General features: G+C 52.6%; 24 protein-coding genes, 1 tRNA gene and 1 other RNA gene. 17 read left to right on the top strand and 9 right to left on the bottom strand.

Translation table 11 applies throughout. The features are described from left to right. Positions 1–174: 174 nt before the first annotated feature. Together CKO_RS08675 and rutR are read left to right on the top strand one after the other, a co-directional pair. Positions 175–348: a con-10 family general stress protein gene (locus tag CKO_RS08675; protein ID WP_012132907.1), complete on the top strand. Its 174-nt coding sequence runs from the start codon at positions 175–177 to the stop codon at positions 346–348. Positions 349–549: 201 nt separating this feature from the next. Further along, complete coding sequence (gene rutR, locus CKO_RS08670) at positions 550–1,188, top strand: HTH-type transcriptional regulator RutR (RefSeq protein WP_012132906.1); 639 nt, start codon at positions 550–552, stop codon at positions 1,186–1,188. On the opposite strand, the gene CKO_RS08665 is transcribed toward rutR, so the two are convergent. Next, positions 1,185–1,580, bottom strand: coding sequence for a lysozyme inhibitor LprI family protein (locus tag CKO_RS08665; RefSeq protein ID WP_012132905.1), 396 nt, complete (start codon positions 1,578–1,580; stop codon positions 1,185–1,187). The two genes, rutR and CKO_RS08665, sit on opposite strands and share 4 nt — an antisense overlap. Positions 1,581–1,707: 127 nt before the next feature. Beyond that, the gene (gene putA / locus CKO_RS08660; protein ID WP_012132904.1) at positions 1,708–5,670 is read right to left on the bottom strand and encodes a trifunctional transcriptional regulator/proline dehydrogenase/L-glutamate gamma-semialdehyde dehydrogenase; all 3,963 of its coding nucleotides are present in this window, start codon (positions 5,668–5,670) and stop codon (positions 1,708–1,710) included. On the opposite strand from putA, the gene CKO_RS08655 reads away from it, so the two are divergent. From CKO_RS08655 to phoH, 3 genes are all read left to right on the top strand, one after another. Continuing rightward, the gene (locus CKO_RS08655) at positions 5,669–5,935 is read left to right on the top strand and encodes a hypothetical protein (protein WP_134863686.1); all 267 of its coding nucleotides are present in this window, start codon (positions 5,669–5,671) and stop codon (positions 5,933–5,935) included. The genes putA and CKO_RS08655 overlap by 2 nt on opposite strands. Before the next feature lie 157 nt (positions 5,936–6,092). Beyond that, entirely contained in the window at positions 6,093–7,601 is a 1,509-nt protein-coding gene (gene putP, locus CKO_RS08650; protein WP_024130454.1) for a sodium/proline symporter PutP, read from the top strand. Between the two features lie 562 nt (positions 7,602–8,163). Continuing rightward, complete coding sequence (gene phoH, locus CKO_RS08640) at positions 8,164–8,952, top strand: phosphate starvation-inducible protein PhoH (protein ID WP_012132901.1); 789 nt, start codon at positions 8,164–8,166, stop codon at positions 8,950–8,952. 286 nt (positions 8,953–9,238) lie between these two features. On the opposite strand, the gene CKO_RS22410 is transcribed toward phoH, so the two are convergent. Next, a non-coding RNA gene (locus CKO_RS22410) (RtT sRNA) lies at positions 9,239–9,377 on the bottom strand. Between the two features lie 45 nt (positions 9,378–9,422). Then, a tRNA-Ser gene (locus CKO_RS08635) sits at positions 9,423–9,510 on the bottom strand. 235 nt (positions 9,511–9,745) lie between these two features. On the opposite strand from CKO_RS08635, the gene ghrA reads away from it, so the two are divergent. The 4 genes from ghrA (at position 9,746) to CKO_RS08615 (ending at position 12,670) form a co-directional block, all read left to right on the top strand. Then, the gene (gene ghrA / locus CKO_RS08630; RefSeq protein ID WP_012132898.1) at positions 9,746–10,684 is read left to right on the top strand and encodes a glyoxylate/hydroxypyruvate reductase GhrA; all 939 of its coding nucleotides are present in this window, start codon (positions 9,746–9,748) and stop codon (positions 10,682–10,684) included. Between the two features lie 86 nt (positions 10,685–10,770). Next, positions 10,771–11,508 (top strand): phosphatase, encoded by a 738-nt coding sequence (locus tag CKO_RS08625; protein ID WP_012132897.1) that lies wholly within the window; start codon positions 10,771–10,773, stop codon positions 11,506–11,508. 23 nt (positions 11,509–11,531) lie between these two features. After that, on the top strand, positions 11,532–12,086 hold the full coding sequence (locus tag CKO_RS08620; protein WP_012132896.1) for a TorD/DmsD family molecular chaperone: 555 nt from the start codon (positions 11,532–11,534) through the stop codon (positions 12,084–12,086). 101 nt (positions 12,087–12,187) lie between these two features. After that, positions 12,188–12,670 (top strand): DUF1097 domain-containing protein, encoded by a 483-nt coding sequence (locus CKO_RS08615; RefSeq protein ID WP_024130453.1) that lies wholly within the window; start codon positions 12,188–12,190, stop codon positions 12,668–12,670. Positions 12,671–12,787: 117 nt separating this feature from the next. On the opposite strand, the gene csgG is transcribed toward CKO_RS08615, so the two are convergent. Genes csgG through csgD form a run of 4 tightly spaced genes read right to left on the bottom strand, consistent with a single transcriptional unit; the run spans position 12,788 to position 15,140 of the window. Beyond that, positions 12,788–13,621 carry a curli production assembly/transport protein CsgG gene (csgG, locus tag CKO_RS08610; RefSeq protein WP_024130452.1) on the bottom strand — a complete coding sequence of 278 codons (834 nt, stop codon included), beginning with the start codon at positions 13,619–13,621 and terminating at the stop codon, positions 12,788–12,790. 26 nt (positions 13,622–13,647) lie between these two features. Next, the gene (gene csgF, locus CKO_RS08605; protein WP_012132893.1) at positions 13,648–14,064 is read right to left on the bottom strand and encodes a curli production assembly/transport protein CsgF; all 417 of its coding nucleotides are present in this window, start codon (positions 14,062–14,064) and stop codon (positions 13,648–13,650) included. Positions 14,065–14,089: 25 nt separating this feature from the next. After that, a complete protein-coding gene (gene csgE / locus CKO_RS08600; protein ID WP_012132892.1) occupies positions 14,090–14,485 on the bottom strand; it encodes a curli production assembly/transport protein CsgE in 396 nt (131 codons plus the stop codon). A gap of 4 nt (positions 14,486–14,489) precedes the next feature. Then, positions 14,490–15,140, bottom strand: coding sequence for a biofilm master transcriptional regulator CsgD (gene csgD / locus CKO_RS08595; protein WP_012132891.1), 651 nt, complete (start codon positions 15,138–15,140; stop codon positions 14,490–14,492). Positions 15,141–15,909: 769 nt separating this feature from the next. On the opposite strand from csgD, the gene csgB reads away from it, so the two are divergent. The 6 genes from csgB to CKO_RS08565 all read left to right on the top strand — a co-directional run bounded on the left by csgB (position 15,910) and on the right by CKO_RS08565 (position 19,788). Further along, the gene (gene csgB / locus CKO_RS08590; RefSeq protein WP_024130451.1) at positions 15,910–16,365 is read left to right on the top strand and encodes a curli minor subunit CsgB; all 456 of its coding nucleotides are present in this window, start codon (positions 15,910–15,912) and stop codon (positions 16,363–16,365) included. Positions 16,366–16,405: 40 nt separating this feature from the next. Continuing rightward, positions 16,406–16,861 (top strand): curli major subunit CsgA, encoded by a 456-nt coding sequence (csgA, locus tag CKO_RS08585; protein WP_024130450.1) that lies wholly within the window; start codon positions 16,406–16,408, stop codon positions 16,859–16,861. A gap of 60 nt (positions 16,862–16,921) precedes the next feature. Beyond that, positions 16,922–17,254 carry a curli assembly chaperone CsgC gene (gene csgC / locus CKO_RS08580; RefSeq protein WP_024130449.1) on the top strand — a complete coding sequence of 111 codons (333 nt, stop codon included), beginning with the start codon at positions 16,922–16,924 and terminating at the stop codon, positions 17,252–17,254. 156 nt (positions 17,255–17,410) lie between these two features. Further along, positions 17,411–17,734, top strand: coding sequence for a type 1 fimbrial protein (locus CKO_RS08575; protein WP_012132885.1), 324 nt, complete (start codon positions 17,411–17,413; stop codon positions 17,732–17,734). 97 nt (positions 17,735–17,831) lie between these two features. After that, entirely contained in the window at positions 17,832–18,365 is a 534-nt protein-coding gene (ymdB, locus tag CKO_RS08570) for an O-acetyl-ADP-ribose deacetylase (RefSeq protein ID WP_012132884.1), read from the top strand. After that, positions 18,358–19,788 (top strand): phospholipase D family protein, encoded by a 1,431-nt coding sequence (locus tag CKO_RS08565; protein WP_012132883.1) that lies wholly within the window; start codon positions 18,358–18,360, stop codon positions 19,786–19,788. Before ymdB ends, CKO_RS08565 begins: the two co-directional genes overlap by 8 nt. An 18-nt stretch (positions 19,789–19,806) precedes the next feature. On the opposite strand, the gene mdoC is transcribed toward CKO_RS08565, so the two are convergent. After that, a complete protein-coding gene (mdoC, locus tag CKO_RS08560) occupies positions 19,807–20,967 on the bottom strand; it encodes a glucans biosynthesis protein MdoC (RefSeq protein ID WP_012132882.1) in 1,161 nt (386 codons plus the stop codon). Positions 20,968–21,238: 271 nt separating this feature from the next. Between mdoC and mdoG the strand changes: the two genes are divergently transcribed. Both mdoG and mdoH read left to right on the top strand, forming a co-directional pair. Beyond that, positions 21,239–22,774, top strand: coding sequence for a glucans biosynthesis protein MdoG (gene mdoG / locus CKO_RS08555; RefSeq protein ID WP_077956924.1), 1,536 nt, complete (start codon positions 21,239–21,241; stop codon positions 22,772–22,774). Further along, positions 22,767–25,295: a glucans biosynthesis glucosyltransferase MdoH gene (gene mdoH, locus CKO_RS08550; RefSeq protein WP_012132880.1), complete on the top strand. Its 2,529-nt coding sequence runs from the start codon at positions 22,767–22,769 to the stop codon at positions 25,293–25,295. The genes mdoG and mdoH overlap by 8 nt, the downstream gene beginning before the upstream one ends. Positions 25,296–25,341 lie beyond the last annotated feature (46 nt).

Here is a 25,341-nt window from a genome sequence, read left to right as displayed (position 1 = left end):
TCCTGTCCCCCTGACGAACCTGTTGCAGAATATTACGATTTACTGGTCAGCCGGGGTAACTTCGCTAAGCTTAGTTCCGCGTGGCAATAATTGTGGCGTCTGCCATATGCCGCGTGAGGAGATCTTCCTCAACACCGATGCAATATGATGTCTAATCTATGACGGAGGTCAGTAATGGCAAACCATCGGGGCGGTTCCGGTAATTTTGCGGAAGACCGCGAAAGAGCATCAGAAGCAGGTCGTAAAGGTGGCCAGCACAGCGGGGGCAACTTTAAGAATGACCCGCAGCGTGCATCAGAAGCAGGCAAAAAAGGGGGCAAAAGCAGTCACGGTAACCGTAACAGCTAGCCTGTAAGTTAACGCCATAATGTTTAGCGCATGCCGCTGGTAAACGTTATGATGCCACCGCCGCCGGTTCCTCCGGCGGTTTTTTTGTCCGTAAGATTGAAGTGTCGCCGCAGGCGACGCAAACTAAGCGTCCTGACGTTCAAAAAGAAAAAAGCGCCGTTGCCACGGTATCCTGGCGGCAATAAAACAAGGAGAGGGCGCATGGTTCAACGCGCAGAGAAAAAAACAGGTAAACGTTCACAGGCCGTCAGCGCCAAGCGCCAGGCGATTTTAACCGCTGCATTAAACACGTTTTCCCAGTACGGTATTCATGGTTCACGTCTGGAGCAGGTGGCTGAGCAGGCGGGAGTGTCCAAAACCAATTTGCTCTATTATTACCCGTCGAAAGAGGCGCTTTATGTCGCCGTACTGCGGCAAATCCTTGATATCTGGCTGGCGCCGTTAAAGGCCTTTCGTGAAGACTTCGCGCCACTGGTGGCGATCAAAGAGTACATCCGTCTTAAACTGGAGGTCTCCCGTGATTATCCGCAGGCTTCCCGGCTTTTTTGCATGGAGATGCTGGCGGGCGCGCCGTTGCTGATGGAAGAACTGACCGGGGATTTGAAGGCGCTGATTGACGAAAAATCAGCATTGATTGCCGGATGGGTAAACAGTGGAAAACTGGCGCCCGTCGATCCGCATCACCTGATCTTTATGATTTGGGCTTCAACGCAGCATTACGCCGATTTTGCGCCTCAGGTCGAAGCGGTAACGGGCGCAACGCTGCGTGATGAAGCCTTTTTCAATCAAACGGTCGAAAGCGTACAGCGGATGATTATTGAAGGCATTCGCGTACGTTAACCGGCAGGCGGCAACGGACAGCTCAAATCGCCTTCCTCACATTGCAGCAGCGAAGCTAAAAACGCTTCGCGTTCGTCCGTTTTGTCCGTCATGCACTGGCTGGCGATCATCGGCTGTATACTGCCGCCTTCCGTGCCGGAACTGACCAGCGCGCAGTCGGCGTCCCGCAGGGCAATCCAGGCGATTTGCGCTTTTTTCAGCAAGTCACGCTGCGGCGGTTCGGCGCGTTTTAGCGCATTCTGGTACGTCTCATTGAGTTTTTTATCGGCGGTTTGAAATTGCGCGGCGGCGCAGGTGTTCATCTCCATTTGCGTGCTGGCGTTGGCGCAGTCATCGGCCAGTGCCTGAGCGCTGAGTAGCAGCGCAGCGCATGTGAATATAATTCGCTTCATACTTCCCTCTGGCTCTAAAACATTGCCGGATGGCGGCTTTGCCTGATCCGGCCTACAAATGTGTTTTGTAGGCCCGGTGAGCCGTAGCGCCACCGGGCATTTTCCAAAGCCTTAATTAACCACAGCCTTAACCAATTGTCATCAGGCTGGCGTTACCACCTGCCGCAGCGGTGTTAACGCTGAGCGAGCGCTCAATATACAGACGCTCCAGCAGGATATTGGTTTCACCACGGGCAAAGCCCTGTACCGACACGATCGCGCCGTCACGGGCGGCTACCGCCTCGCACAGCGCCCGTAGCTGATCGGAATCGCCGTGGAAGATCACCGCATCGAACGGCTGCGAAGTCAGCGTGTCCGCTTTCGCAAACTGAATACGTTCACAAACCGCAGCGGGCAGGCGCTTCGCCAGTTCGCGGTGGAAGGCATCGTCCGGCCACAAAATCAGACTCCCGACCGCTGTCACGGCGGCGACCTGCACCAGAGCGTCCTGCTCGTCATCAGCCAGACACAATACGCGTTCACGCGGCAGTAACGTCCAGGTATTGCGCTCACCGGTAGGGCCAGGCAGCAGACGCTGGGTTCCGGTCTGCGCCAGCTCGCTAAACTGCTGACAGAGCGTATGCAAGGCCGGGCGATCCGCCGCCCACCCGATCAGCGCGTCAAGCGGCTGAGTCAGCGCGGCTTTAAGCTGGGCATCCACCGGGTAGTCCGCATCCTGACGGGCAAGCGTAATGCCCAGCGCGTTTTCCGGGCGATTTGCCAACAGACGGTAGAGATAGAGCGGACCGCCCGCTTTCGGCCCGGTGCCGGACAAGCCTTCGCCGCCGAATGGCTGGACGCCCACGACCGCGCCGACCATATTACGGTTGACGTACAGGTTGCCTGCGTGCGCTGAACCGGTGACCTGCGCAATGGTCTCGTCAATTCGGGTATGTACGCCCAGCGTCAGACCGTAGCCGGAGGCGTTGATCTGCGCAATCAGTTCGGGAAGGTGGTTTCGCGTGTAACGCACCACATGCAGCACCGGCCCGAAGATCTCTTTTTGCAGCTCATCAAAACTTTCCAGTTCAATCAGCGTTGGCGGAACGAAGGTGCCGGTTTGCCATTCGCGCGCATCATCGCTGTTTTCACGTACGGCCTGGAATACCGGACGACCTTTCGTACGCATCGCCTGAATATGGCGCTCAATATTGGTTTTGGCTTCGTTATCGATAACCGGGCCAATGTCGGTGGTCAGACGGCCCGGATTGCCCATGCGGCATTCCGCCATTGCCCCGCGCAGCATTTTCAGGGTGTGGTCGGCGATATCATCCTGCAAGCACAGTATGCGCAGCGCCGAGCAGCGCTGCCCGGCACTGTCAAACGCAGATGCCAGCACATCCACAACCACTTGTTCGGTAAGGGCGGAGGAGTCCACGATCATGGCGTTCATCCCGCCGGTTTCCGCAATCAGCGGAATCGGGCGACCCTGCGCATCCAGACGGGTGGCGATATTACGCTGCAATAAGCTGGCGACTTCGGTCGAGCCGGTAAACATCACGCCGCGTACGCGCTCGTCGGAGGTTAACTGCGCCCCAACGGTTTCACCCTGGCCGGGCAGCAACTGCACTACGCCCGGCGGAACACCGGCTTCCAGTAAGATGGCGATGCCCTGGGCGGCAATCAGCGGCGTTTGTTCCGCCGGTTTCGCCAGGACGCTGTTGCCCGCCGCCAGCGCAGCGGCAATTTGTCCGGTGAAGATGGCCAGCGGGAAGTTCCACGGGCTGATACAGACGACCGGGCCTAAAGGACGATGCGTTTCGTTATCAAAGTCATCGCGTACCTGCCCGGCGTAGTAGTGGAGGAAATCCACCGCTTCGCGTACTTCTGCAATAGCATTACTGAAGGTTTTCCCGGCTTCACGAACCAGAATGCCAATCAGCTGCTGCATTTGGCCTTCCATTAATACCGCTGCGCGTTGCAGGATGGCGGCGCGTTCCTGCGGTGGCGTGGCAAACCAGATAGGGGCGTTGTTAACCGCGTTTTGCAGCGCTTGTTCAACGTCCGCAGCGCTGGCTTCGCGCACGTAGCCGACGATGTCTTTCGGCTCTGCCGGGTTGATCACCGGCGTCATCTCTCCGTCAGCGACCGGCTGTTCCAGCATCGGTTTGGCCTGCCATTTTTGCAGCGCATTGTTCAACAGGGCGGAGGAGAGGGAAGCCAGACGGTGTTCGTTAGCCAGATCCAACCCGCCGGAGTTTTCCCGGCCTTGTCCGTAGAGGTCGCGAGGCAGCGGGATTTTCGGATGCGGCAAGCCGGTTTGCCCTTCTTGCTGCGCCAGTTTTTCCACGGCCTCCACCGGGTCGGCGACCAGTTCATCCAGCGGCAGCGTGGCGTCGGCAATACGGTTAACGAAGGAGGTGTTGGCGCCGTTTTCCAGCAGGCGGCGCACCAGATACGCCAGCAGCGTTTCATGCGTGCCGACCGGGGCATAAATACGACACGGACGGTTGAGTTTGCCATCCGCCACTTTACCGGTGACCTGCTCGTACAGCGGTTCGCCCATGCCGTGCAGACACTGGAATTCATACTGGCCCGGATAGTAGTTCTGCCCCGCCAGTTGATAAATCGCCGCCAGAGTATGGGCGTTATGGGTCGCAAACTGCGGGTAAATCAGATTCGGTACGGCGAGCAGTTTTTTCGCGCAGGCCAGATAAGAAACGTCGGTATAGACCTTGCGGGTGTAAACCGGGTATCCCTCCAGTCCGTCCATTTGGGCGCGTTTGATTTCACTGTCCCAGTACGCGCCTTTCACCAGGCGGATCATCAGGCGGCGACGGCTGCGCGTGGCGAGATCGATCAGATAATCAATCACAAACGGGCAGCGTTTCTGATAAGCCTGAATCACGAAACCGATGCCGTTCCAGCCAGCCAGTTCCGGCTCAAAACAAAGTTTTTCCAGCAGGTCGAGGGAGATTTCCAGACGGTCGGCTTCTTCGGCGTCGATGTTGATGCCGATATCATACTGACGCGCCAGCAGCGTCAGGGATTTCAGGCGCGGATACAGCTCCTCCATCACACGGTCATACTGCGCGCGGCTGTAGCGCGGGTGCAGGGCGGAAAGCTTGATGGAGATCCCCGGCCCTTCATAAATTCCGCGTCCGTTAGACGCTTTGCCAATGGCGTGAATAGCCTGCTGATACGAAACCATATAAGCCTGCGCATCGGCGGCGGTCAGCGCCGCTTCGCCTAACATATCGTAGGAGTAGCGAAAGCCCTTGTCTTCCAGCTTACGTGCATTCGCCAGCGCTTCGGCGATGGTTTCGCCAGTGACGAACTGCTCGCCCATCAGGCGCATTGCCATGTCCACACCTTTGCGGATCAGCGGCTCGCCGCTCTTACCGATAATCCGGTTCAGCGAGCGAGAGAGACTGGCTTCGTTGTGAGTAGAAACCAGCTTGCCGGTAAACAACAGACCCCAGGTGGCGGCATTAACAAACAGCGACGGGCTGCGGCCAATATGCGACTGCCAGTTGCCGTTGCTGATTTTGTCGCGGATGAGCGCGTCACGCGTCGCTTTATCCGGGATACGCAGCAGCGCTTCTGCAAGGCACATCAGCGCGACGCCTTCCTGTGAGGAGAGGGAGAACTCCTGCAACAGCCCCTGCACCATCCCGGCGCGGCCGCTGGCCGTTTTCTGGTTACGCAGTTTCTCCGCCAGTTGATAGGCCAGCTTGTGGGCTTGTTCGGCCACCGGCTGCGGCAGACGCGCCTGCTCCATTAACATCGGCACCGCATCGGTTTCGGCGCGACGGTAAGCTGCGGTAATCGCGGCGCGGGAGACCGACTGAGGCAGGATCTGCTCGGCAAACTCAAGGAAAGGCTGGTGGTTTTCTTCCTGCTGTGCGGTTGACTCATCGCCTTCATTGGCGGCGCCAGCCAGCAGGGCGGGCAACTCCGGTAACGCCTCGTCGCTTTCCAGTTTTTCCAGATAATTAAATATTGCCTGTTTGATCAGCCAGTGTGGGGTGCGATCAATTCGTGTTGCTGCTGTTTTAATACGTTCGCGCGTCGCGTCGTCCAGCTTAACCCCCATCGTGGTGGTTCCCATGCCGTCTACTCCTGTTGTTCTGATATGTGCTGCTGATAGTTATCGAGAAATATCCACCATGTTGCAACTTTGTGCAACCTCGTTAAATGTGACCAGCCTTGCAAGCTTAAAAATGAATGAAATGTTAAAAGAAGAGACGCTTCTGGATGGGATAAAAACAATAACCAAATCTTTTTCTCTGCGGCAGTTAACACTTTTGAAAGGTGCAACCTTAAAAAATGTGAGAGAGTGCAACCTGGAGAAAAATAGTATCCCACCCGAATAAAATTTGATGTAAATGATGTGTTAAATCGATTGTGAATGACCACCGCTTCCGGCAGGATACGGTCGCCCTGGTAAACATAAACACCATTGCCACGTTCCGGCAGGGTATAAAACGGCAGCTCTTATTATTGCCGGCACATAAAATCTGGAGACTTTTGATGGCTATTAGCACACCGATGTTGGTGACGTTTTGTGTCTATATCTTTGGCATGATATTGATAGGGTTTATTGCATGGCGTTCGACCAAAAACTTTGATGACTATATTCTCGGCGGCCGCAGCCTTGGGCCGTTTGTGACGGCATTATCCGCTGGCGCATCTGATATGAGCGGCTGGCTGCTGATGGGTCTGCCGGGGGCGATTTTCCTGTCGGGGATTTCTGAAAGCTGGATCGCGATTGGTCTGACGTTAGGGGCATGGATTAACTGGAAACTGGTGGCGGGACGTTTACGCGTCCACACTGAATTTAATGATAACGCCCTGACTCTGCCGGATTATTTTACCGGGCGTTTTGAAGATAAAAGTCGCGTTCTGCGCATTATCTCTGCCCTGGTTATCCTGCTGTTTTTCACCATTTATTGCGCATCGGGGATTGTGGCAGGGGCGCGTCTGTTTGAAAGCACCTTTGGCATGAGCTATGAAACTGCGCTGTGGGCGGGGGCGGCAGCCACCATTATCTATACCTTTATTGGCGGCTTCCTGGCCGTGAGCTGGACAGACACCGTCCAGGCCAGCCTGATGATTTTCGCCCTGATTCTGACGCCTGTTATGGTGATCATCAGCGTCGGCGGTTTTGGTGACTCCCTGGAAGTGATTAAACAAAAGAGCATTGAGAATGTGGATATGCTCAAGGGACTGAACTTTGTCGCCATTATCTCCCTGATGGGCTGGGGGCTGGGTTACTTTGGTCAACCGCATATTCTGGCGCGCTTTATGGCGGCGGATTCTCACCACAGCATCGTGCACGCGCGTCGCATCAGTATGAGCTGGATGATCCTGTGTCTGGCGGGGGCGGTGGCTGTCGGCTTCTTCGGCATTGCTTACTTTAACAATAACCCGGCACTGGCCGGAGCGGTGAACCAGAACTCGGAGCGCGTGTTCATTGAACTGGCGCAAATCCTGTTCAACCCGTGGATTGCCGGTATTCTGCTGTCCGCTATTCTCGCGGCGGTGATGTCGACGTTAAGCTGCCAGCTGCTGGTGTGCTCCAGCGCGATTACCGAAGATTTGTACAAAGCCTTCTTGCGTAAAGGCGCGAGCCAGAAAGAGCTGGTATGGGTAGGGCGCATTATGGTGCTGGTGGTTGCGCTGGTGTCTATCGCGCTGGCTGCTAACCCTGAAAACCGCGTGCTCGGTCTGGTGAGCTATGCGTGGGCGGGCTTCGGCGCGGCGTTTGGCCCGGTCGTGCTGTTCTCGGTGATGTGGTCGCGTATGACCCGTAACGGCGCGCTGGCCGGAATGGTTATCGGGGCGCTGACGGTTATTGTCTGGAAACAGTTTGGCTGGCTGGATCTGTACGAAATCATCCCTGGCTTCATCTTCGGCAGCATCGGGATTGTGGTCTTTAGCCTGCTGGGTAAAGCGCCGTCGTCGGCTATGCAAGAACGTTTTGCAAAAGCGGATGCGTATTACCACTCCGCACCGCCGTCGCGTTTACAGGCAGAGTAATCTGACCGCTGCCCGTTTACTTTCATCGCCCGCCATGCGCGGGCTTTTTATTCAGAATTGTGGCGTGTTTCTCTGTATGTCGATGAATGAAAGTATTAATTTTTACTATGAGCGTTCAGGTGAAATAATTTTGTAATATCTCTGTAAGAGACTATTGCCAGTGCAAAGGGGAACTTTAGTTAATGCATGGTAAATATGTTGTTGCATTAATGATAAATTATGTTGTACTAATACGTAATAGCGGTAGTTCCCGGCAGTGATGACACTTTTCACTATGGAGATCGCGAATGGTAAGGTCCTGTACTGGACACGTTTTTCGCAGTAACAGCAATAACTTATGCGGATGCCTCTCCTCCGGTAGCCCTGTCGTCACCGCTAAATTCCTCTCACTTCCTCTTTTTATCCCTGTTACTGACGCCGTATTCGGTGCGCGTAGCCGTGTAGGGCGTCTTTTCAAAAAGCAAGCTATGGCTTACAAGGAAGCCAACCCTCAGATGTTTGTGCGCATAATCGTGCCGCCAACGGCGCGTGTGATGTATACCAACAACTCAAGGTGCTATCCATGGGAAGACAAAAAGCAGTGATCAAAGCTCGTCGTGAAGCAAAACGTGTGCTGAGACGGGATTCGCGTAGCCACAAACAACGTGAAGAAGAATCGGTCACCTCGCTTGTGCAGATGAGCGGCGTAGAAGCGATAGGCATGGCGCGTGATAGCCGTGACGCCACACCAATCGTAGCGCGAAATGAGGCTCAGGAGCACTACCTGAATGCTATCGAGAGTAAACAACTGATCTTCGCCACTGGCGAAGCCGGGTGTGGAAAAACCTGGATCAGTGCGGCAAAAGCAGCAGAGGCCCTGATACATAAAGATGTAGACAGGATTATTGTTACCCGTCCGGTTTTGCAGGCCGATGAAGATCTCGGCTTCTTACCAGGCGATATATCCGAGAAGTTCGCGCCTTATTTCCGGCCCGTCTATGACGTACTGGTGAAACGCCTGGGCGCGTCTTTTATGCAATACTGCCTGCGGCCTGAGATTGGTAAGGTGGAAATCGCGCCGTTCGCCTATATGCGCGGACGTACATTTGAAAATGCAGTCGTCATTCTTGACGAGGCTCAGAATGTGACTGCTGCGCAAATGAAGATGTTCTTAACGCGCCTCGGGGAGAACGTGACGGTTATCGTAAATGGCGACATTACCCAGTGCGATTTACCGGCTCATGTTCAATCAGGGTTAAGTGATGCGTTAGCTCGCTTTGAAGAAGATGAGATGATAGGTATTGTCCGTTTCCATAAAGACGACTGCGTGCGTTCGGCATTGTGCCAACGAACCCTTCATGCCTACAACTGAAGCGTCGTCAGATCTCATAGCCCGGGAAACCGGGCTTTGTTTTTTGTAGGCCGGATAAGGCGCTTGCGCTGCCATCCGGCGATGTGCGAGCGCCCGGTGGCGCTAACGCTTACCGGTCCTGGGATGTTCTTGTAGGCCGGATAAGGCGTTTGCGCTGCTATCCGGGGATGTGTGAGCGCCCGGTGGTGCTAACGCTTACCGGTCCTGGGGTGTTCTTGTAGGCCGGATAGCGCGTGCAATAGGCGAAAAAAAAGCCCGTACTTTCGTACGAGCTCTTTCTTGAATATGGCGGTGAGGGGGGGATTGACTCGCTTCGCTCGCCCTGCGGGCAGCCCGCTCTCTGCGTTCGCGGTCTGTCCAACTGGCTGCCGCCAGTTGTCGAACCCCGGTCGTGGGTTCTCATCCCCCCACAGTACGTGCAATATGCGAAAAAAAAGCCCGTACTTTCGTACGAGCTCTTTTTCTGAATATGGCGGTGAGGGGGGGATTCGAACCCCCGATACGTTGCCGTATACACACTTTCCAGGCGTGCTCCTTCAGCCACTCGGACACCTCACCATATTGTCGTTCCAGTGTTGCTGGAACGGGCGCTAATTTAGGGAAATACGCCCCCGGCGTCAATCACCTTTTCTAAAAAATCGTGCAATTACACAAACTTCAATCAACATGCAGTTTAAATAAGCGGAAACTGCTTTTTTTGCCAGCATCTCTAAATTTGTTATGCTGATGATCCCTATGAAAATGATGATAATAAGTGCGAGTAAATTCCGCACAACAACACTCAGGAGTCAACATGGAGATAATGTTCTATCACCCGACCTTCGATACGGCCTGGTGGCTTAACGCTTTGGCAAAGGCGATTCCCGGCGCGAATATTCGTGAATGGAAACCCGGTGATAACGAACCTGCGGATTATGCGCTCGTGTGGCATCCGCCGGTGGAGATGCTTGAAGGACGGAAGCTAAAAGCCGTATTTGCGCTTGGCGCAGGTGTGGATTCCATTCTGAGTAAGCTCAAAGCGCACCCGGAAATGCTGGATGCCTCTATCCCGCTGTTCCGCCTGGAAGATACCGGCATGGGCCTGCAAATGCAGGAGTATGCCGTGAGCCAGGTGCTGCATTGGTTCCGCCGTTTCGATGATTATCAGGCGCTGAAAAACCAGTCAACATGGCAGCCGCTGCCGGAATATGATCGCGATGAGTTCACCGTCGGTATTATGGGGGCAGGGGTGCTGGGCGCCAAAGTCGCTGAAGCGCTCCAGGCATGGGGATTCCCGCTTCGCTGCTGGAGCCGTAGCCGTAAATCCTGGCCTGGCGTAGAGAGTTTTGCGGGAGCTGAGGAGTTAGGCGCATTCCTGAATCAAACAAGGGTGCTGATCAACCTGCTGCCAAATACGGCGGAGACGGTGGGCATTATTAATTCCGGCTTGCTCAATCAGTTACGGGATGGCGCTTACCTGCTTAACCTGGCGCGTGGCGTGCATGTTAATGAGGACGATCTGCTTGCCGCGTTGAATAGCGAAAAACTCAAAGGGGCGATGCTGGATGTTTTCAGCCGCGAGCCGCTGCCAAAAGAGAGTCCGCTCTGGCAACACCCTCGCGTGGCGATGACGCCGCACATTGCCGCCGTCACCCGCCCGGCGGAAGCCGTGGACTATATTTCGCGCACCATTACGCATCTGGAACGCGGCGAATCCGTGACGGGTCAGGTCGATCGCGTTCGCGGCTACTGATGACAACCCGGTTAGCGCCGGGTTTCGACTAATAAATGGCGACGATACCTGCTATCCTTGTCGGAAAACGACTACAGGAGTGAGTTATGTATCCCGTTGACTTGCATATGCATACCGTCGCCAGCACCCACGCATACAGTACCTTGCACGATTATATTGCCGAAGCGAAACGCAAAGGTATTAAGCTCTTTGCCATTACCGATCACGGCCCGGATATGGCCGATGCTCCGCATCACTGGCACTTTATCAACATGCGTATCTGGCCGCGTCTGGTTGACGGGGTGGGCATTCTTCGCGGTATTGAAGCCAACATCAAGAATATCGATGGCGAGATTGACTGCACGGGCCCGATGCTGAACTCGCTGGATGTGATTATCGCCGGTTTCCATGAACCGGTTTTCGCGCCGCACGATAAAGAGACCAATACCCAGGCGATGATTGCCGCGATGGCCAGTGGAAATGTGCATATTATCAGCCATCCGGGTAACCCAAAGTATCCTGTCGATATCACCGCGATTGCACAGGCGGCGGCTAAATACCAGGTGGCGCTGGAAATCAATAACTCGTCATTCCTGCATTCGCGCAAAGGCAGTGAAGATAATTGCCGCGCGGTGGCCGCAGCCGTGCGTGACGCTGGCGGATGGGTAGCGTTAGGGTCAGATTCCCATACTGCGTTTACACTCGGTGAATTTGCCGAATGCCGGAAGATCCTGGATGAAGTGGATTTCCCGGAAGAACGCGTTTTAAACGTTTCGCCAGGACGCTTACTGAGATTTCTGGAATCGCGCGGTATGGCGCCGATCCCGGAGTTTGCTGAACTTTAATTGCTGATAACTGGAATATATCAATGAATGAGTTTTCTATCCTGTGTCGTGTGCTGGGATCGCTGTATTACCGCCAACCGCAGGACCCTCTGCTGGTTCCTCTGTTTACGCTGATCCGCGAGGGTAAATTGTCGGCAAGCTGGCCGCTGGAGCAGGATGAGCTTCTGGCGCGGTTGCAGAAAAGTTGCGACATGACCCAACTGGCGGCGGACTACAATGCGCTGTTTGTCGGCGACGAGTGCGCCGTGTCGCCTTATCGCAGCGCCTGGGTGGAAGGGGCGAAGGAGTCCGATGTTCGCGCGTTTCTTTCCGCTCGCGGTATGCCGTTGGCGGATACCCCTGCCGACCATATCGGTACGCTGCTGCTGGCCGCCTCCTGGCTGGAGGATCAGTCTGCTGAAGATGAGAGCGAAGCGCTGGAAACGCTGTTTATTGAATACCTGCTTCCCTGGTGCGGTACTTTCCTTGGCAAAGTGGAAGCCCATGCCGCGACGCCATTCTGGCGTACGATGGCGCCGTTGACGCGCGATGCGATCGGCGCAATGTGGGATGAGTTACAGGAAGGCGCTGAAGAGTAAATGTGACCGTTGTCACTTTGTTGTGCAACGTGATTAATTGTCTTGCATAAAATGTGTGCGTGATCTCATTCGTATGCCGCTTTTCTGCTATGATGCGCGGCATGAACATACTTATCTCCATTGCAATCACAACGGGCATTCTCTCCGGTATCTGGGGATGGGTGGCCGTTTCCCTTGGCCTGCTCAGTTGGGCGGGTTTTCTGGGCTGTACGGCCTATTTCGCCTGTCCGCAGGGCGGCCTGAAAGGGTTATTGATTTCTGCATGTACGCTCCTGAGCGGCGTGGTGTGGGCGCTGGTGATTATTCACGGCAGCGCGCTGGCTCCGCATCTGGAGATCGTCAGTTACGTCATGACGGGAATCGTCGCGTTTTTGATGTGCGTTCAGGCGAAGCAACTGTTGCTTTCTTTTGTGCCTGGCACCTTTATCGGCGCATGCGCGACGTTTGCAGGGCAGGGGGACTGGCGACTGGTTCTGCCTTCGCTGGCGCTGGGACTCGTGTTTGGCTATGCGATGAAAAATAGCGGGCTGTGGCTGGCGTCTCGTCGGGTAAGAGATTCTTCGCCGACGGCGGTCAGCAAATAAAAAAGCGTGAGGTTTCCCCCACGCTCATATGATGTCAATCCTGATGGCGCAAACTTATCCTGCCTGTTGTAGGCCCGATAAGTCTGCGCCATCGGGCATTCTACGGTTGGCGAAATATCAGGATTCCGGCGGTACGGACATGTGGCGGTATTTCACCAGAATGTCGTTCTGACGCTCCGCTTTGTTCTGCAAATCCCACAGGCCGCGATCGATCCCGTCGTTAATCAGGAAGATAACGCCCGTTTCAATCGCTGACATCAGACACAGCATCACCGGTTCATTAGAGGTGTAGCCGATTTCACCTTCCAGCAGTCGCTGGTAATCAATAAAGCGGAACACCCCGGCCTGCACTTCATAGGAAAGGATAGTCTTGCTGGTATTGACCGAAGAGAGGATCTCGCCGGTGCTGACGTTAACCACGCGCAGGTTTACCGCAATCTGGTCAAGCTGATACTGCGTATCCGCACCGATACCGAAGTACCGCGCACCGACCCCGCCTGACTTCACGTTGCTTTCGTAACCGATAATCGACCCTTCCACCATGATATTCGCGGCGGTGAGGGACTGAAGCGGGATTCGGTTATTGATAGCCACCGTGCCGTTTTCCTGCGCTGCACGAATAATTTTGCGTTCGTTCAGCAGGTTTTGCAGTCCCTGACGCTCCAGTGGGATAAACCAGCGGGAGTCTTTCAGCGCGGTTACCAGCATCGCGGTGGCGCTCTGCGGAACGGCAGTCGAGAAGTTACTCGCCGGATAAGGTTTAAACTGGCCCGTTTCATCCTGAATATTATAAACCGAGACAAAAATCTTACCCGTTGGCATCGGCAGGTGCGTCAAATCTTTATAGCTTTGCGCACGAGGCATTAATGTCGGTTTCGCGGCTTCTTTAGGCGGGGCGGTTAAGCATCCGCTCAGTAAACATACTGCAACCAAAATAAGTAAGCGCTGCATGATTATTGTCCTTTGGTAGCTGGGGCTTAGAAATCGGTTGACTGTGTTTGCAAACCTGACACTTCAATCGTCGAGGTTTTCCCGGTTTTCCTGTCCGTGACATTAAGTCGCAGTTGCCCATCCCGGTTGGCGATATCAATGATAAAATCATTGGTCACCATTCTGCCTGGTTTGCCGGTGTTAATATTCGTCAGCAATCCGCCAAGGATTTGCGATTGAATAGCCTGCGTAAAGTTATCCAGGGCAGACGGGGTTTCAATCCCGAAGTCGTCGTAATAACTTGGGTCCTTATAAGAGTTTTGTGCCTGAGCGCTATTTAATAAAAATGCGCCGTTATTTGGGTTTCCACCAAAATTAGGATTTCGGAACTGGAATGTCATATTTCCGGCCCAACTTAATGGTGAAATAAGCATGAGCATAACTACTGCATGTTTGACACGCATGGCAGCCTCCAGACTAAATCATATTTTAGAATTCATCGCGCGCTAAATCACTCGTGCTTAATAGCGTTTGATCTATTTGCCGACGATTTAATGCTTCTTCAGTTTGCGCCAGCGCGAAGTCAACGGTTCGCTCGAAGTCTCTTTTCGTTGGGAATAAAAAAGTCTGGAATATAACGTCCTGATTTACCGTTATCGTGATCCAACTTCCCCAACGCGCACTGGGTCTTTCATTGATGGTCAAATTGCCTGTGTACTCACTTTCCCATTTGTCGCTGAAGGCGCGATAAAAATTGTGGCCGACTGATGAGACGGTATGGTCAGTTAAGAGTCCGGGAACTTCCACTTCAACTTCCGCAGCGTGAAGATTCCCTGCGGCAAGCAGTAATTCTGCTGCCACAATCCAGGTCAGATAGCGTTTCATGGCTTTATCGCCTGAGGTTATCGTTTGCCCACGAGACCGCCTGAGTACGGTTTTTAACAGCTATCTTTTTGAAAAGATTATAAAGATGTGTTTTTACCGTATTCTCGCTGATAAAAAGCGAGCGGGCGATTTCAATGTTTGAGGCGCCGATTCGCAGTTTATTGAGGATCTCTTTTTCACGATGAGTGAGAAGCGCTGATTCCGTGCTGTTGTAACGGTAGTTCCCTGAATGAGTGATCAGGTAACTGGCCAGCTTTTGCGAAAAATAGCATTCGCCTCGCAGGATCCCCTGCAAGCCGTTAACGACACGTTCTTCATCCTCCGTTGCGTAAAACACGCCATTGATATGTGGCCAGTTTTCAATATCACGGAAGGGATAGTCGTCGGGAGTATTCAACAATAACGTCTTGATATTGTTGTTTTTCCGACTCAAATTGTCTTGCCAGTAATGGATAATTTTTTTATCCGCTTCCATCATATCCAGTAAAACAATGCAGCTGGCGGATATATCATCCAGAGAACGTTGAATATTATGTAGTTTTCCGGTAACAGCCAGTGATTGCTTTAAATGCTGCAATAATGCAGTGGCCTGTAAAGATGGTTTTGTGATCAACAATAATGTATGACCATGAATACTATGGACTTCATTAAACATGATGAAACCCCACTTTTTTTAGTCGCACATCTGACAGCTGCCTCAGCTAAAATACGAGGCACCAGAAGTACTGACAGATGTTGCACTGCTGTGTGTAGAAATAAAACATCAACCCAAAAAGGGTAAAAATATTAAAACAGATGGACTACAACTGATTTCAATCTAGTCATTACAAACCTTAAAGCAAGTGTTAAACTTGTAACAAAATGTAAAATTATATATTCATATGTTAATGTGTGGATTTTTTAGAGATTAGATTTGATAGAAAAGTTGTACATGTTGCTGTTATTGCATAGATTTAAAAAATCATACAAATTATAATAACTGATTGATTTTAAATCATAATTTAAAATTATTTTTGAGTTTGTCTGACAAGTTAATTTTAAAACGTTCGACTCAGGGCCGCCTGGACATTTTTAGTGAGAAAAAAATGATGTTTGTCACGAGTTGTGACGGCGATGCAGTGTGATGCCCGGAGAAACGCATAATGATATGCAGAAAACGGTTTTTCCCTCTCACTGGCAGAAATGTTTAGCCCGCTACAGATAAGAAAATAAATTTTTCGTAAATAACAGTGGAGTCAACAGTGAATTAGCACTTTGGTGTGACGCTGAATATCAAAATACCACTCGCGGGTGAGTTATTTAAAATGTTTCCACGGACATACTCTTCATCGTAACGCGGCGTTAACAAAAAACGAATCGCGTTAACAGTCAAATTGAAATGCTTTTAAATTAACGTAATGTACGACCAGGTCCAGGGTGACAACATGAAAAACAAATTGTTATTTATGATGTTAACAATACTGGGTGCGCCTGGGATTGCAGCCGCGACAAGTTATGATCTGGCAAATGCGGAATATAATTTTGCGGTAAATGAATTAAGCAAGTCTTCATTTAATCAGGCAGCCATTATTGGTCAAAAGGGCACTCATAATAGTGCAAAAACACGCCAGGACGGCTCAAAACTTTTATCTGTTATTTCACAAGAAGGCGGAAATAACCGGGCGAAGATTGACCAGTCAGGAGCTTATAACCTTGCATATATTGATCAGGCGGGTTACGCCAATGATGCAAGTATATCGCAAGGCTCTTATGGTAATACTGCAATGATTATTCAGAAAGGTTCTGGTAATAAAGCAGATATTACGCAGTACGGTACGCAAAAAACAGCAGTTGTAGTGCAGAGACAGTCGCGCATGGCTATTCGCGTTACGCAACGTTAATACCATGACGACTTTTAAATCAATCCGATGGGGGTTTACCATGAAACTTTTAAAAGTGGCAGCATTCGCAGCAATCGTAGTTTCTGGCAGTGCTCTGGCAGGTGTTGTTCCGCAGTGGGGCGGTGGCGGCGGTCATAATAATGGCGGTAATAATTCCGGCCCTGAATCTACCCTGAGTATTTTCCAGTACGGTAGCGCAAACTCTGCTCTTGCTCTGCAAAGCGATGCTCGTAAATCAGATCTGTCCATCAAACAATATGGTCATGGTAACGGCGCAGACGTAGGCCAGGGCGCTGACAACAGCGGCATTGACCTGACCCAGAATGGGTACAGAAACAGCGCGACTATCGATCAGTGGAATGCCAAAAACTCTGATATCGTTGTGAGCCAGTTTGGTGGCCGCAACGGCGCGCTGGTTAACCAGACTGCGTCCGACTCCCAGGTATCGGTTACTCAGGTCGGCTTCGGCAACAACGCCACGGCTAACCAGTACTGATTCAGGTCGGGTACTCATAATAAACAGGGCGAAAGCCCTGTTTTTTTTCGTGAGGATATGATGAATACGCTATTACTCCTTGCCGCGCTCTCCAGCCAGATTACATTTAATACCACGCAACAAGGTGAAATTTACACCATTGTCCCCCAGGTTACGCTCAGCAAACCCTGCGTGTGCGAAGTCCAAATTTTTGCCGTTCGTGATGGGAAAGGAGGGCAAAGCCGTACACAGCAGAAAACAACCCTTTCTTTGCCCGCTAATCAACCCATTGATTTAACGAAACTCAGTTTAAATATTTCCCCGGAGGACTCGGTAAAAATTATCGTTACCGTTTCCGACGGGCAGTCGTTGCATTTGTCGCAGCAATGGCCATCTCCTGAGAAATCATCTTAATCATTTGATTTATTTGGTGATTGTTTGTGGCAGGGGATGGATTACTGTTCTATGAATTATAGAGAGGCAACAACGTCGTTTCCGTTCACCGCGAGCGTCGCAGTGGAAGGAAAACTCCGATCCTTCAAGTATGATTGATCATTGAGGAGCTATTGTATGTTTGCGTTGTGTTCGAAAAATATCCTCGGAGCAGGCCTTGGCGTCTGCATTCTCTTTTCTTCCTCTGTTACAGCTCAACAAATCACTACCGGCGGCGTTATTCATTTTCGTGGTCAGATTGTCGAACCTCCTTGTGAGGTCAGTGCCCGGCAGCAAAATATTGACATGACATGCGTGAATAATGGCCAGATGAAAACTAACCGTTTTACCCTGCAACAGGTTACAACTGCCCCGCAAAGACTTCGACAAATTGCATCCGTGAGAGTCAACTATCTCGATCCGCAACAACGTCTGGCAATTATGAGTATTGAATACCAATAAACGCATCTGTCAGAGATAAAATCGTTCGATTAAAAAACGCGATTTCATTGAAAGCCCTGCTGTACACTTAGGCTATAGGTTAAGGTAAGGGGGATCTATGAAATCGCGTATTCATGTACAACATGGCGACATAACCCAACTCACGGTAGATGTGATTGTTAATGCCGCCAACGCTTCATTACTGGGGGGCGGTGGCGTTGACGGCGCGATTCATCGTGCAGCGGGTCCGACGCTACTGGAAGCCTGCAAAAAAGTCAGGCAGCAGCAGGGCGAGTGCCCGGCAGGACATGCGGTCATTACTCTGGCAGGCAATCTGCCGGCGAAAGCGGTGATCCATACGGTGGGGCCCGTCTGGCGTGGCGGCGATCACAACGAATCCCAGCTCCTGGAAGATGCCTATTTCAACAGTTTGCAACTGGTGCTGGCCAATGGCTACCGGTCTGTCGCGTTTCCGGCGATCAGCACCGGTGCTTACGGCTACCCACGCCCCGCCGCAGCAGAGATCGCGGTCAATACGGTTGCGGATTTTCTTGCCCGCCACGCGCTACCTGAGCAGGTATACTTTGTCTGTTATGATGAAGAAACTGCCCGACTTTACGAGCGATTACTGACCCAACAAGGTGATGAGTGAGTTGACCCGACTTGAGCGCGCTGTTACCCCGCTGTGTGAACGTCATCCCGGCGAATGCGGCATTCTCGCCCTGGATGACAGCCAGGATGCCTTTGCCGCACGCTATCGATTAACAGAAATGGCTGAACGCACCCTGGATGTGCAGTATTACATCTGGGAGGACGACATGTCCGGGCGCCTGCTGTTTTCGATATTATTGGCGGCGGCAAAGCGCGGCGTTCATGTTCGCCTGCTGCTGGATGATAACAACACGCCGGGGCTTGATGATACGCTGCAACTGCTGGATAGCCACCCCAATATCGAAGTGCGCCTGTTTAATCCTTTCTCTTTTCGTATGCTGCGCGCGCTGGGGTATTTAACCGACTTTGCCCGGCTTAATCGGCGTATGCATAATAAAAGCTATACGGCAGATGGCGCAGTCACCATTGTCGGCGGGCGGAATATTGGCGATGCCTATTTTGGCGCAGGTGAAGAGCCGCTGTTTTCCGATCTCGACGTGATGGCGATTGGCCCTGTCGTAAAAGACGTGGCGGATGATTTTGAACGTTACTGGCATTGCAAATCGGTTTCAACGCTGCAAAAAGTGTTGTCGCTGTCTGAGCAGGAAATCACCCGACGCATTGACTTACCGGATTCCTGGTACAACGACGACATTACGCGCCGCTATTTGCATAAGCTGAAAACCAGCCACTTTATGTCCCATCTTGATCGCGGCGCTTTACCGCTGATATGGGCGAAAACCCGTTTGCTCAGCGACGATCCTTTAAAAGGCGAGGGGAAAGCGCAGCGTCATTCGCTTCTGCCGCAACGCCTGTTCGATGTGATGGGGTCGCCAACGGAACGTATCGACATTATTTCCGCCTATTTTGTTCCCACCCGGGCGGGCGTCGCGCAACTGCTGCAACTGGTGAGAAAAGGGGTCAGGATCGCGATTCTTACCAATTCACTGGCGGCGAACGATGTGGCGGTCGTCCATGCGGGCTATGCGCGGTGGCGTAAAAAACTTCTGCGCTACGGCATTGAGCTCTATGAGCTTAAACCCACTAACGGGCATGCGGCTGAACTTCACGATCGTGGTTTAACCGGTAACTCAGGCTCCAGCCTGCATGCGAAGACCTTCAGCATTGACGGGAATAAGGTTTTTATCGGTTCGCTCAATTTCGATCCCCGATCGACGTTACTCAATACCGAAATGGGGTTTGTGATTGAAAGCGAAACGCTGGCAACGCTGATTCATAACCGTTTTATGCAGAGCCAGCGTGATGACGCCTGGCAACTGCGGCTGGATCGTTGGGGAAGAATTAACTGGGTTGATCGCCACCTGCGTGACGAGGTGGTACTGAAAAAAGAACCCGCCACAGGATTCTGGAAGCGGGTTCTGGTGCGACTGGCGTCTGTCTTGCCCGTCGAATGGCTGCTTTAACGCCCTTCAGCGGGCAGCTTAACTGGCGACAGCCTTGCTGTTATCACGTTTAACCGCGGGTTTGCCCGAAAATAAAAATTTCAGTACGGGAACCCGTAAATGCAGTTCATACAGAACCAGCGCAATACCGATAACAAAGACCAGCCCGCATAAAAAGCCCAGCAGATTCGACGTAATATGCGGCGTAATATACGCGCCGAAAAACAGCGTTAGTGGATGATGCACCAGATAGATGAAAAGCGATGCATTCACAAAATAGGTGACGCGAGCGGACTGGAAATTAAGTAAACGGTGGCCCAGCGAAAAGACCACGTTAACCATCCACAATCCCATCAGCATGGTAATGACGTATTCTGTCTCATACATCCAGGCATCGCCGCTGCCATAACGCTGGTTCAGCAGGTAGGCAACGAAGGCGAGCGCCGCAGCCAGCGTGCATCCGCGTGACGGTACGGTAAACAGCGCTTTCAGCGCCGGGTTGATGAATGCCAGCGCGCCCAGGATAAAGAAAGGGAGATAAAACAGCGTTTGCATGACGACGAAATTGAACATGCCATCGCTAAGAATAGAGGGATAAATGATAAAAATGGCGCGTCTCAGCGCGGCGTAACCGACGCCAAGGATAAAGAAGATAAGCGTCAATTTGGTCATCGAAACGGCGGCGAATAATGGCTTCGTTGTGCGTTCCGCGCTTTTTTTGATTTGGCTGAATGCCCACATGCTCAGGGTTGTTAATACAACAAGCACTAATAAAAACCACAGATGAGAAATTAATTCCCAGGCCAGCGTATTGTATTTCTCATACAAAGAAAGCGTGTGCCAGTTCTCGGTTTTTCCTTTGACAAATTGCAGCATGATAAATTGCGGCAAGGTGAGTAAAGGAATGGCCGTCAGCATAGGAATACCTACGCGTTCAACACGCACTTTCCACCAGCGTTTTAATGGATAACGCAGGAATAACATGTACGAAAAATAACCGGAAATAACAAAAAAGACCTGCATGCGAAATGCGTGGACAAAATCGTTAAACAGGGTCAGCCACCATGAGGGCTCTGCGCTGTTGATATGCCAGGTATGGCTTGAATAGATCAACGAGATATGAAAGGGGATCCCCAACAACATCAGCCAGGCGCGGATGGAGTCAAGAAAATATTCACGCTGTGGAGGTACTGGATTCATAGATAGATACATATTCTCAGACTTTTCGTCTTATCCCTGGGACGAATAATGTTTACATTCGGGGGCAACCCTACACGAAGTCCAACAACCTGTCTCCAGGATAAGCACGCAAAGTGAAAACAGGAGCAAAACCTGCTTAATCCATGAGCCAGCGCGCTGAACAAAGCCGGGATTCAGTTGTCGGATTGCCTGATTATCCATTAAAATGGATCGGATCGATATAAGCACACAAAGGGGGAAGTGCTTACTTATTATGAAACATAAACGACAAATGATGAAAATGCGTTGGTTGGGCGCGGCGGTAATGTTAACGCTGTACACATCGTCGAGTTGGGCGTTCACCATCGATGATGTTGCAAAACAAGCTCAATCCTTAGCCGGTAAAGGCTATGAGGCGCCGAAAAGTAACTTGCCCTCCGTTTTCCGCGACATGAAATATGCGGACTATCAGCAGATCCAGTTTAACCGTGATAAAGCGTACTGGAGCAATATCAAGACCCCATTCAAGCTCGAGTTCTACCACCAGGGTATGTACTTCGACACACCGGTCAGGATCAACGAAGTTACCGCGACGACGGTAAAAAGAATCAAATACAACCCGGACTATTTCAATTTTGGCGATGTTCAGCATGATAAAGACACCGTCAAAGACCTCGGCTTCGCCGGGTTCAAAGTGCTGTACCCGATCAACAGCAAAGACAAAAATGATGAAATCGTCAGCATGCTCGGTGCCAGCTATTTCCGCGTCATTGGCGCAGGCCAGGTCTATGGTCTTTCCGCGCGTGGTCTGGCGATTGATACCGCGCTGCCTTCCGGTGAGGAATTTCCCCGCTTTCGCGAGTTCTGGATTGAGCGTCCAAAACCGACTGACAAACGTTTGACCATCTATGCGTTGCTCGATTCCCCGCGTGCGACCGGGGCATACCGCTTCGTCATCATCCCTGGGCGTGACACTGTGGTGGACGTTCAGTCGAAAGTCTACCTGCGTGATAAAGTCGGTAAACTGGGCGTTGCGCCGTTAACCAGCATGTTCCTGTTTGGGCCGAACCAGCCGTCTCCGGCAACCAACTATCGCCCGGAATTGCACGACTCTAACGGGTTGTCTATCCATGCGGGCAACGGTGAATGGATCTGGCGCCCGCTGAATAACCCGAAACATCTTGCGGTGAGCAGCTATGCGATGGAAAACCCGCAAGGGTTCGGCTTGCTGCAACGCGGCCGCCAGTTCTCGCGCTTTGAAGATTTAGACGATCGCTATGACCTGCGCCCAAGCGCCTGGATCACGCCGAAAGGCGAGTGGGGCAAAGGGAAAATCGAACTGGTGGAAATTCCGACCAACGATGAAACTAACGATAACATCGTGGCCTACTGGACGCCGGATCAACTGCCTGAAGCAGGCAAAGAGATGAACTTCAAGTACACCATGACGTTTACCCGCGATGAAGAGAAACTTCATGCGCCGGAGAATGCCTGGGTTCAGCAGACGCGTCGCTCTACGGGCGATGTCAAACAGTCTAACCTGATTCGCCAGCCTGACGGCACCATCGCCTTCGTCGTGGATTTTGTCGGCACAGATATGAAAAAGCTGCCGCAGGATACCCCTGTCACGGCGCAAACCAGTATTGGCGATAACGGCGAAATCGTTGAGAACTCAGTGCGTTATAACCCGGTGACGAAAGGCTGGCGTTTGACGCTGCGCGTAAAAGTGAAAGACGCGAAGAAAACCACTGAAATGCGTGCTGCGTTGGTGAATGCCGATCAGCCGTTGAGTGAAACCTGGAGCTACCAGTTACCTGCCAATGAATAAGACAACTGAGTATATTGACGCAATGCCGCTTTCAGACATTGAGAAAGCGGCGCTGCCGAAAACGGACATCCGCGCCGTCCATGAGGCGCTGGATGTTGAGCATCGAGCTTACTCGCGAGAAGACGATTCACCGCAGGGATCTGTTAAAGCGCGCCTTGAGCAGGCCTGGCCGGATTCGCTGGCCGAAGGGCAACTGATTAAGGATAATGAGGGACGCGATCAGTTGCAGGCAATGCCGAAAGCGACGCGTTCTTCTATGTTCCCCGATCCCTGGCGCACCAACCCGCTGGGTCGTTTCTGGGATCGCTTGCGCGGCCGGGACGTGACGCCGCGTTATCTCTCCCGCCTGACGAAAGAAGAGCAGGAGAACGAGCAAAAATGGCGTACCGTCGGGACAATCCGCCGCTACATCCTGTTGCTGCTGACGCTGGCGCAGACGGTGGTTGCGACCTGGTATATGAAGACCATTCTTCCTTACCAGGGCTGGGCGCTCATTAATCCCGCCGACATGATCGGGCAGGATCTGTGGGTCTCCTTTATGCAACTGCTGCCGTATGTGCTGCAAACCGGCATCCTGATCCTGTTCGCCGTGCTGTTCTGCTGGGTGTCTGCGGGGTTCTGGACCGCGCTTATGGGCTTCCTGCAACTGCTGATTGGCCGCGATAAATACAGTATTTCAGCGTCAACGGTGGGAAATGAGCCGCTGAATCCAGAGCACCGTACCGCGTTGATTATGCCTATCTGCAACGAGGACGTTGACCGCGTGTTCGCAGGGCTACGCGCTACGTGGGAATCGGTTAAAGCCACCGGCAACGCAGCGCATTTCGACGTCTATATCCTGAGCGATAGCTACAACCCCGATATCTGCGTGGCGGAACAAAAAGCGTGGATGGAGCTGATTGCTGAAGTGCAGGGCGAAGGACAGATTTTCTATCGCCGTCGCCGCCGTCGTGTGAAGCGCAAAAGCGGCAATATCGATGACTTCTGCCGTCGCTGGGGCAACCAGTACAGCTACATGGTGGTGCTGGACGCTGACTCGGTGATGACCGGCGAGTGTCTGAGCGGCCTGGTGCGTCTGATGGAAGCGAACCCGAATGCCGGGATCATCCAGTCGTCGCCGAAAGCGTCCGGTATGGATACGCTGTATGCGCGTTGCCAGCAGTTTGCTACCCGCGTGTACGGCCCGCTGTTTACCGCCGGGCTGCACTTCTGGCAGTTAGGCGAGTCGCATTACTGGGGCCACAACGCGATTATTCGCGTGAAGCCATTCATCGAACACTGTGCGCTTGCGCCGCTGCCGGGCGAAGGATCGTTCGCGGGTTCCATCCTCTCGCACGACTTCGTGGAAGCGGCGTTAATGCGTCGTGCAGGGTGGGGCGTCTGGATTGCCTACGATCTGCCGGGTTCGTATGAAGAACTGCCGCCGAACCTGCTGGATGAACTTAAGCGTGACCGCCGCTGGTGTCATGGCAACCTGATGAACTTCCGCCTGTTCCTGGTGAAAGGGATGCACCCGGTTCACCGTGCGGTGTTCCTGACGGGGGTTATGTCTTACCTGTCGGCGCCGCTGTGGTTTATGTTCCTGGCGCTTTCCACCGCTTTGCAGGTGGTTCATGCGTTGACCGAACCGCAATACTTCCTGCAACCGCGCCAGCTGTTCCCGGTCTGGCCGCAGTGGCGCCCCGAACTGGCGATTGCGCTGTTTGCATCCACGATGGTGCTGCTGTTCCTGCCGAAGCTGCTGAGTATTATGCTCATCTGGTGTAAGGGCACAAAAGAGTATGGAGGATTTGTGCGCGTAACGCTGTCGCTGCTGCTGGAAGTGCTGTTCTCTGTGCTGCTGGCGCCGGTACGCATGTTGTTCCACACGGTGTTTGTGGTGAGCGCATTCCTCGGCTGGGAAGTGGTCTGGAATTCACCGCAGCGTGACGATGACTCTACCCCGTGGGGTGAAGCCTTCATGCGTCACGGTTCCCAGCTGCTGCTCGGCCTGGTATGGGCGGTTGGCATGGCCTGGCTGGATTTACGTTTCCTGTTCTGGCTGGCGCCGATTGTCTTCTCGCTGATCCTGTCGCCGTTTGTGTCCGTGGTTTCCAGCCGTTCAACGGTAGGCTTGCGCACCAAACGCTGGAAGCTGTTCCTCATCCCGGAAGAGTATTCCCCGCCGCAGGTGCTGGTGGATACTGACAAATACCTGGCGATGAACCGCAATCGCACGCTGGATGACGGCTTTATGCACGCGGTGTTTAATCCGTCGTTTAACGCGCTGGCTACGGCGATGGCTACGGCCCGTCACCGCGCCAGTAAGGTGCTGGAGATTGCGCGCGACCGCCATGTGGAGCAGGCGCTGAATGAAACGCCGGAAAAACTGAATCGCGATCGCCGTCTGGTGTTGTTGAGCGATCCGGTGACGATGGCGCGTTTACACTATCGCGTCTGGAATTCACCGGAAAGATACTCATCGTGGGTTAACTACTATCAGGGTATCAACCTGAACCCACTGGCGTTGCAGAAGAAGTAAGCCGTAGCGGTCTGATAAACGTGGCGTTTATCAGGCCGACAAATAT

It is taken from the genome of Citrobacter koseri ATCC BAA-895, assembly GCF_000018045.1.
Taxonomy (GTDB): Bacteria; Pseudomonadota; Gammaproteobacteria; order Enterobacterales; family Enterobacteriaceae; genus Citrobacter_B; species Citrobacter_B koseri.
This window is presented reverse-complemented; position numbering and strand designations above follow the sequence as displayed.

Bases quoted from the DNA above. Each gene is read 5' to 3' on its own strand.
- CKO_RS08675 (WP_012132907.1), top strand. From the start codon at position 175: ATGGCAAACCATCGGGGCGGTTCCGGTAATTTTGCGGAAGACCGCGAA.
- rutR (WP_012132906.1), top strand. From the start codon at position 550: ATGGTTCAACGCGCAGAGAAAAAAACAGGTAAACGTTCACAGGCCGTC.
- CKO_RS08665 (WP_012132905.1), bottom strand. From the start codon at position 1,580: ATGAAGCGAATTATATTCACATGCGCTGCGCTGCTACTCAGCGCTCAG.
- CKO_RS08655 (WP_134863686.1), top strand. From the start codon at position 5,669: ATGCCGTCTACTCCTGTTGTTCTGATATGTGCTGCTGATAGTTATCGA.
- putA (WP_012132904.1), bottom strand. From the start codon at position 5,670: ATGGGAACCACCACGATGGGGGTTAAGCTGGACGACGCGACGCGCGAA.
- putP (WP_024130454.1), top strand. From the start codon at position 6,093: ATGGCTATTAGCACACCGATGTTGGTGACGTTTTGTGTCTATATCTTT.
- phoH (WP_012132901.1), top strand. From the start codon at position 8,164: ATGGGAAGACAAAAAGCAGTGATCAAAGCTCGTCGTGAAGCAAAACGT.
- ghrA (WP_012132898.1), top strand. From the start codon at position 9,746: ATGGAGATAATGTTCTATCACCCGACCTTCGATACGGCCTGGTGGCTT.
- CKO_RS08625 (WP_012132897.1), top strand. From the start codon at position 10,771: ATGTATCCCGTTGACTTGCATATGCATACCGTCGCCAGCACCCACGCA.
- CKO_RS08620 (WP_012132896.1), top strand. From the start codon at position 11,532: ATGAATGAGTTTTCTATCCTGTGTCGTGTGCTGGGATCGCTGTATTAC.
- CKO_RS08615 (WP_024130453.1), top strand. From the start codon at position 12,188: ATGAACATACTTATCTCCATTGCAATCACAACGGGCATTCTCTCCGGT.
- csgG (WP_024130452.1), bottom strand. From the start codon at position 13,621: ATGCAGCGCTTACTTATTTTGGTTGCAGTATGTTTACTGAGCGGATGC.
- csgF (WP_012132893.1), bottom strand. From the start codon at position 14,064: ATGCGTGTCAAACATGCAGTAGTTATGCTCATGCTTATTTCACCATTA.
- csgE (WP_012132892.1), bottom strand. From the start codon at position 14,485: ATGAAACGCTATCTGACCTGGATTGTGGCAGCAGAATTACTGCTTGCC.
- csgD (WP_012132891.1), bottom strand. From the start codon at position 15,140: ATGTTTAATGAAGTCCATAGTATTCATGGTCATACATTATTGTTGATC.
- csgB (WP_024130451.1), top strand. From the start codon at position 15,910: ATGAAAAACAAATTGTTATTTATGATGTTAACAATACTGGGTGCGCCT.
- csgA (WP_024130450.1), top strand. From the start codon at position 16,406: ATGAAACTTTTAAAAGTGGCAGCATTCGCAGCAATCGTAGTTTCTGGC.
- csgC (WP_024130449.1), top strand. From the start codon at position 16,922: ATGAATACGCTATTACTCCTTGCCGCGCTCTCCAGCCAGATTACATTT.
- CKO_RS08575 (WP_012132885.1), top strand. From the start codon at position 17,411: ATGTTTGCGTTGTGTTCGAAAAATATCCTCGGAGCAGGCCTTGGCGTC.
- ymdB (WP_012132884.1), top strand. From the start codon at position 17,832: ATGAAATCGCGTATTCATGTACAACATGGCGACATAACCCAACTCACG.
- CKO_RS08565 (WP_012132883.1), top strand. From the start codon at position 18,358: ATGAGTGAGTTGACCCGACTTGAGCGCGCTGTTACCCCGCTGTGTGAA.
- mdoC (WP_012132882.1), bottom strand. From the start codon at position 20,967: ATGAATCCAGTACCTCCACAGCGTGAATATTTTCTTGACTCCATCCGC.
- mdoG (WP_077956924.1), top strand. From the start codon at position 21,239: ATGATGAAAATGCGTTGGTTGGGCGCGGCGGTAATGTTAACGCTGTAC.
- mdoH (WP_012132880.1), top strand. From the start codon at position 22,767: ATGAATAAGACAACTGAGTATATTGACGCAATGCCGCTTTCAGACATT.